The 15694-nt window shown below is 52.1% G+C and carries 16 protein-coding genes and 2 pseudogenes; 10 read left to right on the forward strand and 8 right to left on the reverse strand.

All coding sequences use genetic code 11. The annotated features are described in order from the left end of the window. Both AMM03_RS11030 and AMM03_RS11035 read right to left on the reverse strand, forming a co-directional pair. Positions 1-293, reverse strand: a 293-nt coding sequence (locus tag AMM03_RS11030) for a helix-turn-helix domain-containing protein (protein WP_194942861.1), incomplete at its 3' end; no start/stop codon positions are given. Positions 294-1015: 722 nt separating this feature from the next. Next, entirely contained in the window at positions 1016-2212 is a 1197-nt protein-coding gene (locus AMM03_RS11035) for a CaiB/BaiF CoA transferase family protein (protein ID WP_090131621.1), read from the reverse strand. A 17-nt stretch (positions 2213-2229) separates the two neighbouring features. On the opposite strand from AMM03_RS11035, the gene AMM03_RS11040 reads away from it, so the two are divergent. Then, positions 2230-2892 carry a TetR/AcrR family transcriptional regulator gene (locus AMM03_RS11040; RefSeq protein ID WP_090131623.1) on the forward strand — a complete coding sequence of 221 codons (663 nt, stop codon included), beginning with the start codon at positions 2230-2232 and terminating at the stop codon, positions 2890-2892. Between the two features lie 9 nt (positions 2893-2901). On the opposite strand, the gene AMM03_RS11045 is transcribed toward AMM03_RS11040, so the two are convergent. Then, entirely contained in the window at positions 2902-3897 is a 996-nt protein-coding gene (locus AMM03_RS11045; protein ID WP_090131625.1) for an NAD(P)H-dependent flavin oxidoreductase, read from the reverse strand. 40 nt (positions 3898-3937) lie between these two features. Between AMM03_RS11045 and AMM03_RS11050 the strand changes: the two genes are divergently transcribed. The 9 genes and pseudogenes from AMM03_RS11050 to AMM03_RS11090 all read left to right on the forward strand — a co-directional run. Then, positions 3938-5530, forward strand: a complete 1593-nt coding sequence (locus AMM03_RS11050; protein ID WP_228764671.1) for an AMP-binding protein — start codon at positions 3938-3940, stop codon at positions 5528-5530. A 22-nt stretch (positions 5531-5552) separates the two neighbouring features. Next, on the forward strand, positions 5553-6521 hold the full coding sequence (locus AMM03_RS11055) for a Bug family tripartite tricarboxylate transporter substrate binding protein (protein WP_090131626.1): 969 nt from the start codon (positions 5553-5555) through the stop codon (positions 6519-6521). A 9-nt stretch (positions 6522-6530) separates the two neighbouring features. Further along, positions 6531-6791 (forward strand): hypothetical protein, encoded by a 261-nt coding sequence (locus AMM03_RS11060; protein WP_090131628.1) that lies wholly within the window; start codon positions 6531-6533, stop codon positions 6789-6791. 19 nt (positions 6792-6810) lie between these two features. After that, entirely contained in the window at positions 6811-7659 is an 849-nt protein-coding gene (locus tag AMM03_RS11065; RefSeq protein WP_090131630.1) for a DODA-type extradiol aromatic ring-opening family dioxygenase, read from the forward strand. A 26-nt stretch (positions 7660-7685) separates the two neighbouring features. Continuing rightward, positions 7686-9023, forward strand: coding sequence for an aromatic ring-hydroxylating oxygenase subunit alpha (locus tag AMM03_RS11070; protein WP_228764672.1), 1338 nt, complete (start codon positions 7686-7688; stop codon positions 9021-9023). Next, a complete protein-coding gene (locus tag AMM03_RS11075) occupies positions 9020-9592 on the forward strand; it encodes a 3-phenylpropionate/cinnamic acid dioxygenase subunit beta (protein ID WP_228764673.1) in 573 nt (190 codons plus the stop codon). The genes AMM03_RS11070 and AMM03_RS11075 overlap by 4 nt, the downstream gene beginning before the upstream one ends. A 12-nt stretch (positions 9593-9604) precedes the next feature. Next, on the forward strand, positions 9605-10402 hold the full coding sequence (locus AMM03_RS11080) for an SDR family NAD(P)-dependent oxidoreductase (protein ID WP_090131632.1): 798 nt from the start codon (positions 9605-9607) through the stop codon (positions 10400-10402). 18 nt (positions 10403-10420) lie between these two features. Further along, positions 10421-11272 carry an alpha/beta fold hydrolase gene (locus tag AMM03_RS11085; protein WP_228764674.1) on the forward strand — a complete coding sequence of 284 codons (852 nt, stop codon included), beginning with the start codon at positions 10421-10423 and terminating at the stop codon, positions 11270-11272. Positions 11273-11318: 46 nt separating this feature from the next. After that, a pseudogene (locus AMM03_RS11090) lies at positions 11319-11537 on the forward strand (transposase); the annotation flags it as partial. Here the strand turns inward: AMM03_RS11090 and AMM03_RS11095 are convergent. The 5 genes and pseudogenes from AMM03_RS11095 to AMM03_RS11115 all read right to left on the reverse strand — a co-directional run. Then, positions 11500-11649 (reverse strand): annotated as a pseudogene (locus tag AMM03_RS11095) (helix-turn-helix domain-containing protein); the annotation flags it as partial. The pseudogenes AMM03_RS11090 and AMM03_RS11095 sit on opposite strands and share 38 nt — an antisense overlap. A 110-nt stretch (positions 11650-11759) precedes the next feature. Then, positions 11760-12302: a hypothetical protein gene (locus AMM03_RS11100; RefSeq protein ID WP_090131634.1), complete on the reverse strand. Its 543-nt coding sequence runs from the start codon at positions 12300-12302 to the stop codon at positions 11760-11762. Positions 12303-12334: 32 nt separating this feature from the next. Then, positions 12335-12820, reverse strand: a complete 486-nt coding sequence (locus tag AMM03_RS11105) for a hypothetical protein (protein WP_090131635.1) — start codon at positions 12818-12820, stop codon at positions 12335-12337. An 873-nt stretch (positions 12821-13693) separates the two neighbouring features. After that, positions 13694-14671: a Bug family tripartite tricarboxylate transporter substrate binding protein gene (locus AMM03_RS11110; protein ID WP_090131636.1), complete on the reverse strand. Its 978-nt coding sequence runs from the start codon at positions 14669-14671 to the stop codon at positions 13694-13696. A 39-nt stretch (positions 14672-14710) separates the two neighbouring features. After that, a complete protein-coding gene (locus AMM03_RS11115) occupies positions 14711-15655 on the reverse strand; it encodes a 4-hydroxythreonine-4-phosphate dehydrogenase PdxA (protein ID WP_090131638.1) in 945 nt (314 codons plus the stop codon). Positions 15656-15694 lie beyond the last annotated feature (39 nt).

Genomic DNA, 15694 nt, shown 5'->3' on the forward strand with positions numbered 1-15694 from the left:
GTGCTGCTGCCCGAGTACCCCATGGCCTGGAGCGCTTCATACAAAGCTTTGACGCCGCGGCGCTCTCGCTTGTTTCGATAGCTGTCGGCTTTGAGCCAATTGCTCAATTGATCCTTGAAGGGATCCAGAACACCGAAGGTCTGCTGACGCTTAGGGTATCTGGGCACCGTAACCTCTGCCTCTTGAAGCCACCGAGTTGCGGTGTTGCGAGAGATGCCAAGTTGACGGCTAGCTTGTCGGATGGAGACCTTGTCGCGAAGGACAAGTCTGCGTAATTTGCTCAAAGTTCCCACGTTGATCACTCCTTGCCCATCCTTGCTCAAAAATTAAGCAGGATAGGCGATTGGGGTGGCTCAAATTTGGATGCAAATTCTCTTCAAAGTGGCTCAGTTTTGGATGCCATTCAACAGCCATACCTAAGGCACCCCCAGCCCCAAAGCCAAAACCACCAACCCCCAAGCCACCCCCAGCTAAAAGTTCGGTACCCCCTCAACCAAGATCGGTGGCCCCAGGCAGGCCCTCACAATTACCCACCTCCCAACCCGTGCTCAGGCCTACCCAGTCAAGTAGTTTTAGCCAGGCTGATTTGCATGGCATGCAGCAGCAGGCTCTGGGTGCAGGGCAATCTTATTCGGCACAAAAACCCTTCTAACGGCTCAAAACCGTGGATTTATGACGAGAAATACTGTGTTTTTAAATTTCATGGTCATGGGGATGAGAGGCATAGTAAAAATAGTCAGAATGCTGCAAAGTACTAAAAATTTCGCGATGAGTGGTTGATGTGTGCCCTAAAGCCGTCGTTGATAGAAGACGGGCCCGCAGATTCCCAGGAGTGTTGTCGCCGGCGCCAGGTTGACCAAGCGTGCCGAAAAACGGTGGCCACCCATTGTGTGGAGAGTTCTGAATGCTTATGCCGCTTGTACGATCACTAACCCTGGTTAGCAAAAATCGGTAAAGGTGGCAAATTAGTGTCGGCGACAACAGACTTGACGGGGCAACCCGTGCAGAAACTAGGCTACCGACGTGGGCGGCTTGCCTTCTCAATTTGCATTTCGCTGTAGCCTAACTCTGCAAGTATCTCGTGCGTGTGTTCGCCGGGTGTGGGTGCGCGAAGTCTGTAACTTGCGGGCGAGCGTGACAGTTCAACCTGTGGCGCAACGACAGGTGCCGTGCCCGGCATTGACGGATAGCTCATGTGTTGAAACAGACAAGCTGCTGCCATGTGTGGGTGCGCCAACGCCTCTAGCGGTGTGAGTACCCGTTCGGCAGTGATGCGCGCGATGGTCATGGCATTCAACACCTCCTCGCAACTTCGCGTTACTGTCCATAAGCTAACCGCTTCACAGATCATTTCGGCATTTTCGCCACGCGCGGCATCGCCAAGCAACGTCGCGTCGTGAATCCAGTCATGACGGCCTAAAAGTTTTGCTAGTCGATGAAATTGGTCATCACCTAAAACCTGTATGAGAACGTGACCATCGAGTGCGGCAAATATATCGGAAGGTGCCATTTGCTGACCTCGGTTGCCGCTGGGTGTACGGTCCTTACCTCGGGCATATGATTCCATAAGATTAGAATTGAAAAAAGTCAGTGCAGTGCGCAACAGCGATCCTTGTACGTGCTGCCCCAAGCCTGTTTTGTCTCTGTGCCGAAGGGCCGCCATTGTGCCGAACGCGCAAGCGATGGCCGTGCCAAAGTCGACGTAAGTTGCAGCCCATCGAACAGGAGCTCCCGGCTTTCCCGACAGGAAAGCCGCCCCGGACATGGCTTGTCCAATGCCGTCGAAACCGGTCTTTCCTGCGAGCGGGCCCGTCTCTCCATAAGCACTTGCCGTGGTGACGATTAGCGCTGGGTACAAAGCCGAAAGTGTGTCGTAATCCACGCCAAGCTTTTGTAGTTGCCTGGCAGGCAGGTTTGCCACAAGTACATCTGCCTTGGCTATAAGCGCATGCAGCGCTTCCTTGCCACAGTCCGAGGACAGGTCAAGACATACCGAGCGTTTGTTGCGTCCAGTCTGCAAAAAGCTTCCACCTTCGCCTGAAGGCGCAACCGGCACAACGTAACGGTCTTCGCCGCCGCCTGGACGTTCAACCCGAACGACATCTGCGCCAAGGTCTGCTAGTAATGTTGCACAATAAGGGCCAGCGATGAAGCGGCCCATGTCCACCACACGGATGCCCGAAAGTACGCCTGAATCGCAGGAATTAGTCATAGATCATTAAGAGCAATATGCCCGCTTCAAAAAAGATAGCTCCAGCCAAAAAAATAGCCACGGCTGCAAAATCCTCTCGTCGCAAAACGGCGATTAGCGATTTTGCTAAGTCACTTCCCAAACCTGATCTACAGCCCTTAGACTGGATACGCGCAGGCATGAAAATTTTGGCCACCTCAGGCATAGACATGGTGTTGATTCCTCCGTTGGCCAAAGCGCTTGGCGTCACTAAAGGAAGTTTTTACTGGCACTTTTCCTCGCGTGAAGAATTGTTGCACGGCTTGATAGAGGCATGGAAGCAACATGCCACTCTTCGCGTTATCGAAATTGTGGAGAGTGCTGACGTATCTCCGCATGAAAAAATTCGTTTGATCGCTTTTATTGGCACCAACTCTCCTATTGATGAATTCGGAGGTGCAGTTGAATTGGCCGTCCGCAACTGGGCGCGAGTCAACCCCGATGTCAGAAAAGTAGTTGCGGATGTTGATCGTCAGCGTTTGAACTATTTGACCCAGCTGTATCAGCAGGTTGGCTCCAGCGTTGATCCCGAACTCCTTGCTTGCTTGCACTATTGTTTCTCTGCTGGTTTGCGCCTTATCTTTGCATATCCTGAAAAGCAAAAGCTTGCAATGCGCCAAGCGGCACTGGATCAGATATTTTTTTCGGGGCATTCTATGTAGTCTTGGGCTTCAGTGATGTCGATCAACCTTATGAACCGCAGATGCATATTCAGTTGCAAGACGATTCACAATCTCCAAAACTGGCATTATTGATTCAATTCCACCGACACCTTGCCCGGCGCTCCATACATCGCGCCACGCTTTGGCTTCTGTTCCGTCACCACGCTTGCCAAACCCAAACGATGAGCTCTGACGCGCTGGTAACGCATCAACGTCCATACCGAGCGCCATAAAGCTGGGACGCAAGTAGTTGGCAGGAAGTCCCGTGACGGCGTTGGTGCAGACGATGTCGCTAGCTGCCGCGTTCACGATCATGTCTTGGTAACGTTGGTCGGCCTGTGCCTCATTTGAAGCAATAAAACGAGTACCCACATAAGCCAAGTCTGCCCCCATTGCCTGCACGGCCAGCACCTGTTGTCCTTGCGTAATGCATCCCGCCACGGCGATGAGACCGTCAAATACGCGGCGTACTTCCTGTGTGAATGCAAACGGGTTGAGCGTGCCGGTATGTCCACCTGCCCCTGCGCATACAAGAATAAGCCCATCGACGCCTGCTTCAATGGCCTTGTGTGCGTGGCGCATTGAAGAAATATCGTGGATGACGATGCCCCCGTAAGAGTGCACACGATCAACCACTTCACCAGGCGCGTTGAGGCTGGTGATCACCACCGGCACACGGTAGTGGCACGCCACATCCAGGTCATGCGCCAGCCGTTCATTGGACGGATGCACGATGAGATTGACGGCGTATGGCGCAGCAGGCCATGGCGGAGAAGTGGCATTCCACGTCGCGATTTGCGTGTTGAGGTAATCAAGCCAAATAGCGAGTTCTTCCTGCGGTCTTGCATTGAGCGCAGGAAAGGCGCCAACAATGCCCGCGCAGCACTGGCGGGCCACCAGCTCTTTTGAAGAGACGATAAACATCGGCGAGCCGATCACGGGTATTCGCAGGCGCTCCACAAAGTCTGAATTTTTGAACAAGGGTTTATGCGGGGGTTGACGCATGTCGTTAGCTAGGGTTAAATTGTTATCAGTACTGGCCGGTATGTTACAACAGATCCACAACCTCGACAATATGAATAGCGCTATCAAACAAGCAGAAACCTCTACAGGGTATGCCTCCGCAGGAAAACGCAAGCTCAGCATTGAAAGCCTGTGGCATCGCGGCAGCTGCCTGGCGTCTGCACTCCGCGACAAGGGCGTCACGCAAGACAGCGCCGTAGCGCTGTTATTGCGGAACGACCTTCCGTTTCTGGAGGCCATGGTTGCCACCTCTATCCTTGGTGCGTATGCGGTACCCATCAACTGGCATCTCATGCCACAAGAGGTCGAATACATCCTTCGCGACTCTGGTGCCAAAGCCCTGATCGCACACGCTGATCTTTACCGATCAATTGCTCATGTGGTGCCGACAGGGGTAGCCACAATCGTCGCTAGCACACCTGAATCCATCCGTAGCGCATATGAAGTTTCTGTCGACGCTTGCATTGTGCCCGCAACAGCACTGGACATAGATGTAGTGATCGATGGGTCCCAGCCCCTACATGACCGCTCGCGTGTAGGGAGCCGAGGCAGCATCGTCTACACCAGCGGCACCACAGGTCGCCCCAAGGGTGTGCGACGCTTTGCTTTACCGCCCGAGGAAGCGCGCAAGTTCAGCGAGTTGTCGAAGCAATGGTTTGACCTCAAGCCCGGTGTACGCACCATCATGGCCGGGCCTATGTATCACAGCGCGCCCAACACCTACACACGCTCAGTGCTTAGTTCAGGCGGTAGCATTGTTCTCATGCCGCGCTTTGATGCCGAAGAGTTGCTCGCACTGATAGAGCAGGACCGCATCACACACCTGCACATAGTACCGACCATGATGGTCAGACTGCTTCGCTTGCCCAGGGAAGTTCGCGAACGATACGATCTCAGTTCTCTTGAATTCGTCATTCACGGTGCGGCTCCCTGCGCCCTTGAGACTAAAAAGGGCATGATTGACTGGTGGGGCCCTGTGCTACATGAATACTATGCGGCTACCGAAACTGGCATGGTTACCCGTGCTTCCACGCGGGACTGGCTTGACCGCCCCGGTACGTTGGGGCGAGCCTGGCCCGGAAGGAGCATCTGCATCTATGCCGAAAACGGAGATCTATTAGGTCCCAACCAGACCGGTGAGATCTATGTCGGACTACAGGGTGTGCCCAACTTCACATATCAGAATGCCGAATCGCAGCGAGTGGACATTGGCCGCGAGGGCATGGTCACCAACGGTGATGTTGGTTACCTCGACAGCGAAGGCTACCTCTTCTTGGTTGACCGTAAAAAGGACATAGTCATTTCTGGTGGTGTGAACATCTATCCTGCGGAAATTGAATGTGCATTGATTGAGCATCCTGGTGTGGCCGACTGTGCTGTCATAGGTATTCCGGATGAGGAGTTTGGCGAAAGGCTGTTGGCTTTCATCAAACCCTCACCCGGCTTAGAGCCATCGCAAACTGAAATCAACATTTTTTTGCGCAGTAAGCTCGCCAGCCTCAAGGTACCCAAAGAATATTTGTTTATGCAAGAACTGCCGCGAGATGACTCTGGAAAATTAATGAAGCGCAAGCTGCGCGACCCTTACTGGGCCGGACGCAGCCGGATGATTTGAAAACCTTAACTAGGAGACAGCGATGAAAAGCCGATTGATGGCCTGCATGGCTTTTGCCAGCGCAATAATTGCATTTACAGCACCCGCAACCTTATGGGCCAAATACCCCGAAAAGCCAATCCGGCTGGTTGTGCCGTTCCCAGCAGGTGGTACCACCGATGTAGTGGCGCGTCAGGTCGCGCGCAACATGTCGACCCTGCTTGGGCAGGAAGTTATCGTCGACAACAGGGGCGGCGCAGCCACTATCATTGGCGTCGATGCAGTCGCGAAGGCTCCGTCGGACGGTTACACCATACTGCTGGCGACAGCAACCACTTTCTCGGTGAACCCGCATCTCTTCAAAAAGATGCCCTACAAAATCGACGAGTTCGTGCCCATCGGCTTCATCAGCGAAGCACCGATTGTGCTAGTGGCACCCTTCGGCGCGTCGGCCAAAAACCTGCAGGAACTGGTACGGTCCCTTAAGGACAAGGAAACGCCTGTGGCCACCACCGGCAAGGGCGGCTTCTCGCACCTCACGGCAGCCATGTTCTTCAATGCTATTGGCGCGAAGTTCCGCGACGTGCCGTACCGCGGCGAAGCACCTGCCCTACAGGACCTGCTGACTGGCCAGGTGCCGCTTTACTTTGGTAGCATGCCCGGTACCCTGCCTCACGTGAAGTCCGAAAAATTGCGCGCCTATGGCGTGACATCGATAGAGCGTTCACCTGCAGCCCCGGGCATCGCTTCTTTCACCGAACAGGGCCTGCCTGAAGTTGTGGCCACCTCGTGGTTCGGCCTGTCGGCCCCCAAGGGCACTGCGCCAGATATCATCGCCACGCTGGCTGCCGCACTGAACAAGGCCATGGATGACAAGGCTTTGCTAGAACGCATGGCGACAGAAGGGTCTGTGCCGCGCAAGTTCTCGCCAACCGAGTTTGCCGACTACATCAAACGCGACCATGAGCGCTGGGGCAAGATCGTCCGCGGCGCAGGCGTCGAAGTGGATTGAGGTTACAGCATGAGCGCACATGCCATGGAGCTGGTGCTGTACGACTTGGGCGTTAAGCGCGAAGCACGTACGGCATTTGGTGAAGACGCGGCTGCCTTTTTAAAGCGCTATGGTGTCGATGCTTCAGAATCTGAGATGATCCGCAGCTTCAACATGGCAGGTCTGCTGAAAGCCGGTGTCAGCCCCCTGCTCACTTATGGCTTTTGGATGATGAATGCACCAGTCAAGACTCGCGTTGCCTACCTTGAGCGCAGCCGCGAAACTGCTTGAACTCAGGGAAAGATACAAGATGGCAAACATTGTTGGCGGCTTCACCATGCCGCACGAACCCGGCGTGTTCTACATGCCGAAGGAGAAATGGAACGACGCACAAAAACGCGTACGCGCGGCTTATGACCACATCGGCAACCGCATTGGCGAGCTGGGCGCGACATCGGTGATCGTCATCGGCGCTGACCACTATGTGCTCTTCGGGCCGAGCTGCCTGCCTAGCTACCTTATCGGCATAGGCGATGTCAGCGGTCCGTATGAACGCTTCCCCGACATTTCCCAAGGCAGCATTCCCAATAACACCGCGCTCGCCCTGCACATCGCTCAATACGGGCGCACCCATGGCTTTGACTGGGCAGTTGCCAAGACACTGCGGGTTGACCACTCAATAGGTGTGCCCGCACGGTTGTGCGCCTTGCCGAATGCGGACGTGAAGGGCGTTGTTCCTGTTTACTTGGCCAGTGGTGTCGAACCTCTTCTGCCCATGCGCCGTGCTTACGAATTGGGTCGGATGATCCGCTTGGCAGTTGAGGCTTGGCCTGAAGATGAACGCGTTGTGGTCATAGGCTCGGGCGGTATCAGCCACTGGGTTGGCCTGCCTGAGATGGGCAAGGTAAATGAAACCTTTGACAGGTGGGTGCTTGGCTGCGTCTCAAGCGGTAATGCAGAGGCGATGCTGAAACTGAGCGACGCCGAAGTTTTTGAGCAGGGCGGCAACGGTGCTTGGGAAATACGTAACTTTCTTTGCATGATGGGCGCACTACCCGGCCACCAAGGCCGTGTTATTGCCTATGAGCACGGTCCGCAATGGGTCACCGGGCTGGGCTTTGCAGAAGTTTTTGGTGAACCGGAAATGACAGCAGTCTGACCTCAAACAAATACGGATTTATATTTATGCCTACAACCATTCCCATCATCCCTATGAGGCAAAAGTCGATCCAGAAGCAGCCGCTGGATACGCAGACCCTACGCAAGCTTGTTGATTTTGAGTGCGGCAGCATTGACCGCCGCCTGTATTGGGACGACGAGATTTACGGCTTGGAACTGGAGCGCATTTTTGCGCGCACCTGGCTGTTTGTCGCCCACGACAGCCAAGTCGCCAATTACGGCGACTTCCTCACCACATTCATGGGCGAAGACGGCGTGATCGTGACACGCGCTCAAGATGGCAAGGTCAATGTCTTCCTCAATTCGTGCACACACCGAGGCAACAAGATCTGTCTGGCCGAAGCCGGCAACAAACGGCGATTTACCTGCAACTACCACGGCTGGACTTTTGACAGTGCCGGCTCGCTGGTCGGACTGCCACAGGAAGAGGTCTACAAAAACACCTGTAAAGACTTCGACAAGACGCAACTGGGCATTCGCAGGGCGCGCGTTGAGAGCTACAAGGGGCTGGTTTTTGCTACCTTCAACGAGGAGGCAGAAAGTCTGGAGCAGTTCCTCGGTGACTACCGTTGGTACCTGGATGTTTTGCTGGACAACGACGTAGGCGGCACAGAATTTTTACCTGGCAATATCAAGTCACGCATGCAGTGCAACTGGAAGTACCCCGCTGAAAATTTCGCTGGAGACTCTTATCACGCCGCATGGACACACAACTCGGGCGCGGTGGCACTTTTCGGCCAGGGCGTGGCCAAGTCGGATCAAACCAAGGCTTACCAAGCGAACATGAATGGCCACAGCTGGCAGTTCGGTCTGGACATGATAGGAAACGCGATGGTGCTTGGTGAGCAGGACATCCTTGATTATCTGAAGGAGAACGAAGCGAAGGTCGCTTTGAGGCTGGGCAAGCTGCGCTCGCGCATGATTGGTTCCATCAGTTCAGCCAACCTGTTTCCACATACTTCCTTTCTTCCAGGGCAAAACACTTTTCGCACCTGGCATCCCAAAGGACCATCGCAGATTGAGCTGCACACGTGGGTACTGGTCAACAAGTCTGCGCCTGATGCATTGAAAAACATGTACATGAAGGGCGTGATGCGCAGTTTCTCACCATCGGGTGTGCTGGAAATGGATGATGGTGACAACTGGGAAAACGCGACCTCCACCAACCAGGGCGTCGTCACACGGCGGCAAAAACTGCACTATGGCTTGGGCATGGACAGCCGTATTGAGCACGGCGAACTAAAGGGCAATGTACATCTGCGCAAATACAACGACTCCAACCAGTTGGCCTTCTACCGCAAATGGCTGGAACTGATGTGCGACGAAAGGGTGGGCGCATCATGAAATTCGCCATGGGAGAAACGCCTGCTCTCAAGAAACCCATTGCGCCACAACTAGCTCCGATGCCAAGCATGGCGCTGGTATTCGAAGTCAGCCAGTTTTTGTATCGAGAAGCGCGTATTCTCGACGAAGAACGCTACGAAGAGTGGCTAGGCATGATGACCGACGATATTCACTACTGGATGCCAGGCATACAGGCCAGACACCGCAAGGACAAGACGCCACGGCTAGATCCTAAACGCATGGCGTTTTTTGACGATGACATGCTCAACTTGCGCAGACGTGTGACCCGTTTTATGGACCCGACTGCCTGGGCAGAAGATCCACCGACGCGTGCATGTCATGTCATCTCCAACATCGAGGTGGAGATGACAGACAAACCGGATGAGTTCAAGGCGTACTCTGCCTTCATCAACTGCCGTGGCCGTGGTGAGGCTGAAGAGTTCTGGCTAACAGGACGGCGAAGCGATATTCTTCGGCGCAGCAACGACGGCACGTTACGTATTGCCTCGCGAGAGATTGTCATCACGCAGACCGTGCTTCTGGCGAAGAACCTCAATGTTTTTCTTTAGGCGAATGCAATCATGAGCGGTTGGCTTGACGGACAGGTGGCTTTCATCACTGGTGCAGGAGATGGCATAGGCCGTGCGGTTGCCGAACGGTATCTGAAAGAAGGCGTAAGGGGCATCGTTGCACTGGATCGTGATGCGTCAGGGCTCAGTACATTGACCAAAACGTATGGATGCCGCATTGCCACTGTAACTGGTGATGTTCGATCCTACGCTTGCAATGAAGAGGCTGTGAAGCTGGCACTTTCGCTCTTTGGCAGGCTCGACACGGTTGTTGGAAATGCCGGAGTGTTCGACTTCCGCCGGCCACTGCGAAGCTATACCGGCGAATCAATGGCTGCCACCATGGACGAACTCTTTGCCATCAACCTCCGGGGCTATCTGTATGCGGCAATGGCTGGGCGAGAGGCACTCATCGCCAGCCGGGGCAGCATCATTTTTACCGCATCCGTGGCCAGCTTCAACGCAGGAGGCGGCGGCATCCTTTACACAATGGGTAAACATGCGGTGGTCGGCATGGTCAAACAACTGGCGCTCGAATTGGCACCCGACATCCGCGTCAACGGCGTCGGCCCCGGTGGCACGCTCACAGGGCTCAGTGGAACCGATGCATTGGGTCAGACTGAGCGCAGTATCAATGCCAATCCTGCGGCTTTCCACGAAAAAATGGCCGCTGGTGTACCGCTCGGTTTTGCACAACAGCCCGAAGACCACACCGGCCTTTATGTGTTGCTGGCCAGTGCCGCCAACGCCCGCGCTGTGACGGGCGAAATTTTTATGAGCGACGGTGGTACCGGTTCTCGTTCGGTTTGACTTATTTGAGGAGACTGCATGATGACTACCGCATCCAGCAATCACCCGGCCGTTGGCAAGTCCATTGTTGCGGCCGGTGTGCGTACCAACTACCACGAGCTTGGGAAAGGTCATCCTATGATCCTGTTGCACGGTTCGGGTGCAGGCGTGACTGGATGGGAAAATTGGCATGATGTGATGCACGATTTTGCCAAACACTTTCGCGTGCTGATACCGGACATCATTGGCTTTGGGTTCACGGAACGACCTGAAGGAACAAAGTACAGCATCAAGCTGTGGGTACAGCACCTACTCGGCTTCATGGATGCAGTCAATGTTGAGAAAGCCGTACTGGTCGGCAATTCGTTCGGTGGTGCTTTGGCGCTGGCGCTGGCGATGCGCAATGCGCACCGCGTTGACCGTATGGTACTGATGGGCACGCCTGCAGGCAGCTTCACACAAAATTCCACGATGGCGCGCTCCTGGTATTACGAGCCTTCACTGGATAACATGGCCGAGCTGCTACGCACCTTTCCTTACGACACCTCGTTTGTCACCGACGAAATGGTGCGTCTGCGACACGAGGTCACGCAACTGGATGGTGGCATGGAGGCGTATCGCAAGCTCTTTCCCGAGCCGGCTCAGGGTGGGCAGACGCGTGAGGTCAAGGGCATTCCTGAAGAAGATTTGCGCACCATTGTTACGCCCATCCTGGCGTTGCACGGGCAACACGACAAGCGTGTGCCATTGGAGTGCGGCATCCGCATTGCAAACAGCTGCCCGAACGCAGACCTGCACATTTTTGCCAATTGCGGGCACTGGGTACAAATTGAGCGCCGCGATGACTTTATTCAGTACACCCTCAACTTTGCGCAAAACTTGGCGAGCTGATTTTTGACCAGTAACGGATCAGGCAGTTGCCCGCAGAGTCACCAGCGTGCGCATCGAGGCGTACGACCGCGCTGGCCTAGAGCGCTTGCTGCGCTATTGCGCCCGGCCGCCGTTTTCGATAGAGCGGCTGCGCAAGGCGGGCAACGATTTGGTGTACCGCTGTGCCAAACAGCATAGCGAGCCTGCCAGTGATCCGCGCGGCCCTAGGGCAAACGAGCTCACCCTCACACCTCTGGAGCTGATCGGGCGCATTGCCGCCTTGGTTGTTGAAGCCACCGAGTTGCGGTGTTGCGAGAGATGCCAAGTTGACGGCTAGCTTGTCGGATGGAGACCTTGTCGCGAAGGACAAGTCTGCGTAATTTGCTCAAAGTTCCCACGTTGATCACTCCTTGCCCATCCTTGCTCAAAAATTAAGCAGGATAGGCGATTGGGGTGGCTCAAATTTGGATGCAAATTCTCTTCAAAGTGGCTCACTTTGCGTTGCCATTCAACAGATTGCACGAATTGCGTTTCTTGCTGTCGCGTAAAGCGGGAATCCTTCTTTAGAAGATCGGAAATATGCTAATGAAAAAATATTTGTTGGAGGAAAGCTTGGTGGTTTGTCTTTGATTGAAGAAAATTTCACTATGCTTTGTTTTGCTTCCATACTTAAGATAAATTCTTTTACCTCTTCATATGCAGTAATGCATCTCTCGTGGTTAAGTTGATCAGGCTTTCGAAGAGTTGTAGTTGGAGGATTTAGTGCCAATTGTTTGGCGACTTTTTTTGCTTCAGAAATCTCACGATTGAACTGAATTTTGTACTCGTCGTTCAACTTGATCGTAGGATTAAAATTTCTTTTAGGTAAGTCAGGGGTAGGGTCCTCTTTACCGAATTGCTTTCTAATCCAGTGACCTCGAGGTGGCAGAGGGATCTGATTTTTGATGCAAATCTTTCTCAGCCCAACATCACTAAGTTCGAATTGTTTGGAGAGTTTGGTCATGGGCATTGACCAGACCAATTCGAATAGTTCTTGTCTTGTTTTTTCCATCGCTGTTCTCCATAGAAGTTACAGCGAAAACTCTATACACTTTTTCGACTTGCCTCAAACTGCAATTGGCACGGCTCACAACGATAGAAGTTTGGATTCTTTTTCAGGCGCTTTGGGCCAACCAGTTCAGCGCATTCAATGCACTTTCGGTTGAGATCAATGTCTATGTTTTTTTCCTTGGAGCCATCATCGCGATACTTGATATCAATCGCCTTGGAACTGTTGATCGAAATGACACCAAGAAGATGTAGCCTGCTGAAGACACTGTTGGTGCTTCGGGATAGATTGGTTGCGATAAGTTCTATGGAGTTTCCAGCTAGCAGAGATTCGACAAGCTGATTTTCTTCAGCTTGACTCCATCGTTTGTTTGCCATGACAGGCTTTGAAATTTGCGCATCATGGTATTCAGCGTCGGAAAGCTTCTCGATAGCAAAGCGCAAAGCGTCCTGAATTTCTATGGATAAAAATTTGGACTTCTGAAGTGCCAACAGTCGCTTTTTGGATTCGGAATTGTTCATACAAATCTCCACTGGCTTGACGCAGATTACTCTATCGGCGGATGAGAAAACTCCATATACTTTGGCCCAATCGGAGCGATTTTGGTGGCTTTGATAAAAAATTCAAAATGCACAAGCGTAAAGACTCTTTACGCTTGACCATATAAAAGTACAAATTTTTGAAATTAATTAGAACTTTAGAATTTTCATTGTGCTTCAATACAGGATTGCTGATTTCAAATGCGTTGAAAATTACCGAGAGAAATCAGCAGTAATTAAATTTCACAACCATACTACTTCTATACTACTTTGAGTTACCAAGAAGCAGCTAACTCAATGAATTCATTGAGGAAAGTAGTGGTCTAAAGGAGTCTTCACACTGCAGGGGTCACAAGTTCGAAACTTGTACTGCCCACCACAACTCAAAATCCTGAAGACTATCAATACCTTAGGTAGTCTTCAGGTTTCCATTTCTGGATCTTTTCTATATGCTTCCCATGGAAGCATTTTTTTCGTCTCAAATTTTCTTGATTCTTCAGTTCAGTTTTGAAGGGAAAACAGAATAACTTTCGCTTACGAAAATGAATATGCTCACGCTACGTGAGCAACACAGATTTCAAGTTACCCAAACTTGTGACCTCTATGACTACATTAAATTATCCAATTGGTTGGTTTGAAATTCATGTCGCAGACATGGTGCGTGCATGCAATTTTTAAGAATATGTTTTCAATCAAAAATTGTCTGAGTTACCCAGTGGAGATCCATCGATAAAAATTTAAAACGTACAAGCGCAAAGACTCTTTACGCTTGACCCTATAAAAGTACAAATTTTTGAAATTAATTAGTACTTAGAGAGTTTTTTTAAAATCCCGAGAGTTGCCCTTTTGAACTTCTCACATCTTGATATTAGCTTGCTTGATCAACTTTCCGAATTTTTCAAAATCTTGCTTGTTCATTTTGCTAAATTCATCTGGGCTCATATTTCCTGGTTCTCCCCCCAAACCCTTGAGTTTGGTCTGAACATCAGGCAACTTAATGATTCGCGCCAGTTCAGTTTGCAACTTAGCTACGACATCAGGTGGCGTTCCCGCAGTAACAAAAACACCATACCAAGTACTCATCTCAAAACCCGAGACCCCAGCTTCCGACAATGTGGGTACATTGGGCAATTCAGCGGAGCGCTGTGCAGTGGTCACAGCCAAAGGTTTAAATTTTCCAGCTTTGATTTGCCCCATTGCAGATGAGGTGGTATCAAACATAATCTGCACATTGCCTGCAATGATGTCTAAGTGAGCTTGCGCGCTGCCCTTGTAGGGTACGTGAACGCTTTTAACGCCAGCTGCTATGTCAAAGCCTTCCCCTGCGATGTGTTGAGTGCTGCCGACACCAGAAGATGCATATTTAAAGTCTTCAGGTTTTGCTTTCATCAGTGCTACCAATTCCTTCACACTGTTAGCCGGCACGTTTGAGCCCACCACCAATACATTGGGAACAGTCACTACCAATCCGATAGGTGTTAAATCTTTCATGGGATCAAACGACAATTTGATCAAATGCGGCGCAATGGCTTGTCCTGTATTGGTCGCAACTAAAAGTGTATGTCCATCGGGTGTAGCCTTGGCAGTTAAGTCGGCCGCAATGGTGTTAGAGGCACCGGGTTTATTCTCCACAATGAAAGAGCCCTTCAGAGACTCTGTCATTTTTTCAGCCAGCATGCGTGCAATGATATCGGTGCCGCCACCAGCGCCAGCACCCACCATGAGCTTAACGGGCTTGGTGGGGTAGGTGCTTTGTGCAAAGCTATTTAGGCTAGTAAGGCTACTTAAGCTGCAGAGTGTGGCGGTCAGCAAATAAGCAATGTATTTTTTCATGAAGTCCGTCCTTCTATTTAAAAACGATTAAGTGATCGATTATTTGGATTGGCGGTGGTGCTGACCCATGCGGCATGCCAATTCAAATGCGTTGAACATGGCTTGTGGGTTGGCTAAGTTTTGGCCTGCAATGTCGTAGGCGGTGCCGTGCGCGGGCGTTGTAATGGGGATGGGCAAGCCACCATGAACAGTGACGCCTTTTTCAAATCCCATGAGCTTCATGGCGATTTGGCCTTGATCGTGGTACATGGTGACGACGCCGTCGTAGCCGCCTTCTTTGCGAATGGCGCGTACAAAGGCGGTATCGGCAGGGAAGGGGCCGTCGGCGGGTATGCCGGCTTTGATGCCCATTTCTATACCGGGGGCAATGATTTTGATTTCTTCATCACCGTAGTTGCCGTTGTCGCCGTTGTGGGGGTTGAGGCCGCAAACAGCCAGCCGTGGCGAAGTTTTGCCCGAGGCCTTTAAAGCCTTTGTAATCATTTCAATCGATTCAAACACTTTCTGGCTGCTGAGCAAGCTGCTCACTTCTTTAAGCGCCACATGCGATGTCACGCGAGAAGTCCAAAGGTCTTGCAAGACATTGAGTTCCCCGCATACACCGTCGTAATTTAGGAATTCTGCAAACCAGCGCAACTCATCTTCTTGATGCATGCCACCCATTCGAAGTGCACTTTTGTTAAGCGGTGCAAAACAAAATGCATCGGCTTTGCCGTCACGGACCAATGCTGCACCTTCTGCCAGCGCCGCAATCATATAGGCGCCATTGTTGGCATCGTAAACAGCCCTTGGAAAGGGAGGAGAATTGAAGCCTGACCAATTGTGCCAACTGGCATGGGGCGTTGCAGTGACGCTGTCTTTTTGGCCAATCAGAATAATTTTGGCGGCTTGTTGGGCCGTGCTGTGATTCAAGAGTTTTTGAACCAGTTCGGGGCCGATGCCGGCAGGATCGCCGGTAAATAGAGCGATGGTGGGTTGAGTCATATTGAGTTTAAATGAAGGAGTGACTTGAACACTTAGGAT

The sequence above is a fragment of the Limnohabitans sp. Rim11 genome (genome assembly GCF_001269365.1).
In the GTDB taxonomy this organism is placed as follows: domain Bacteria; phylum Pseudomonadota; class Gammaproteobacteria; order Burkholderiales; family Burkholderiaceae_C; genus Limnohabitans_A.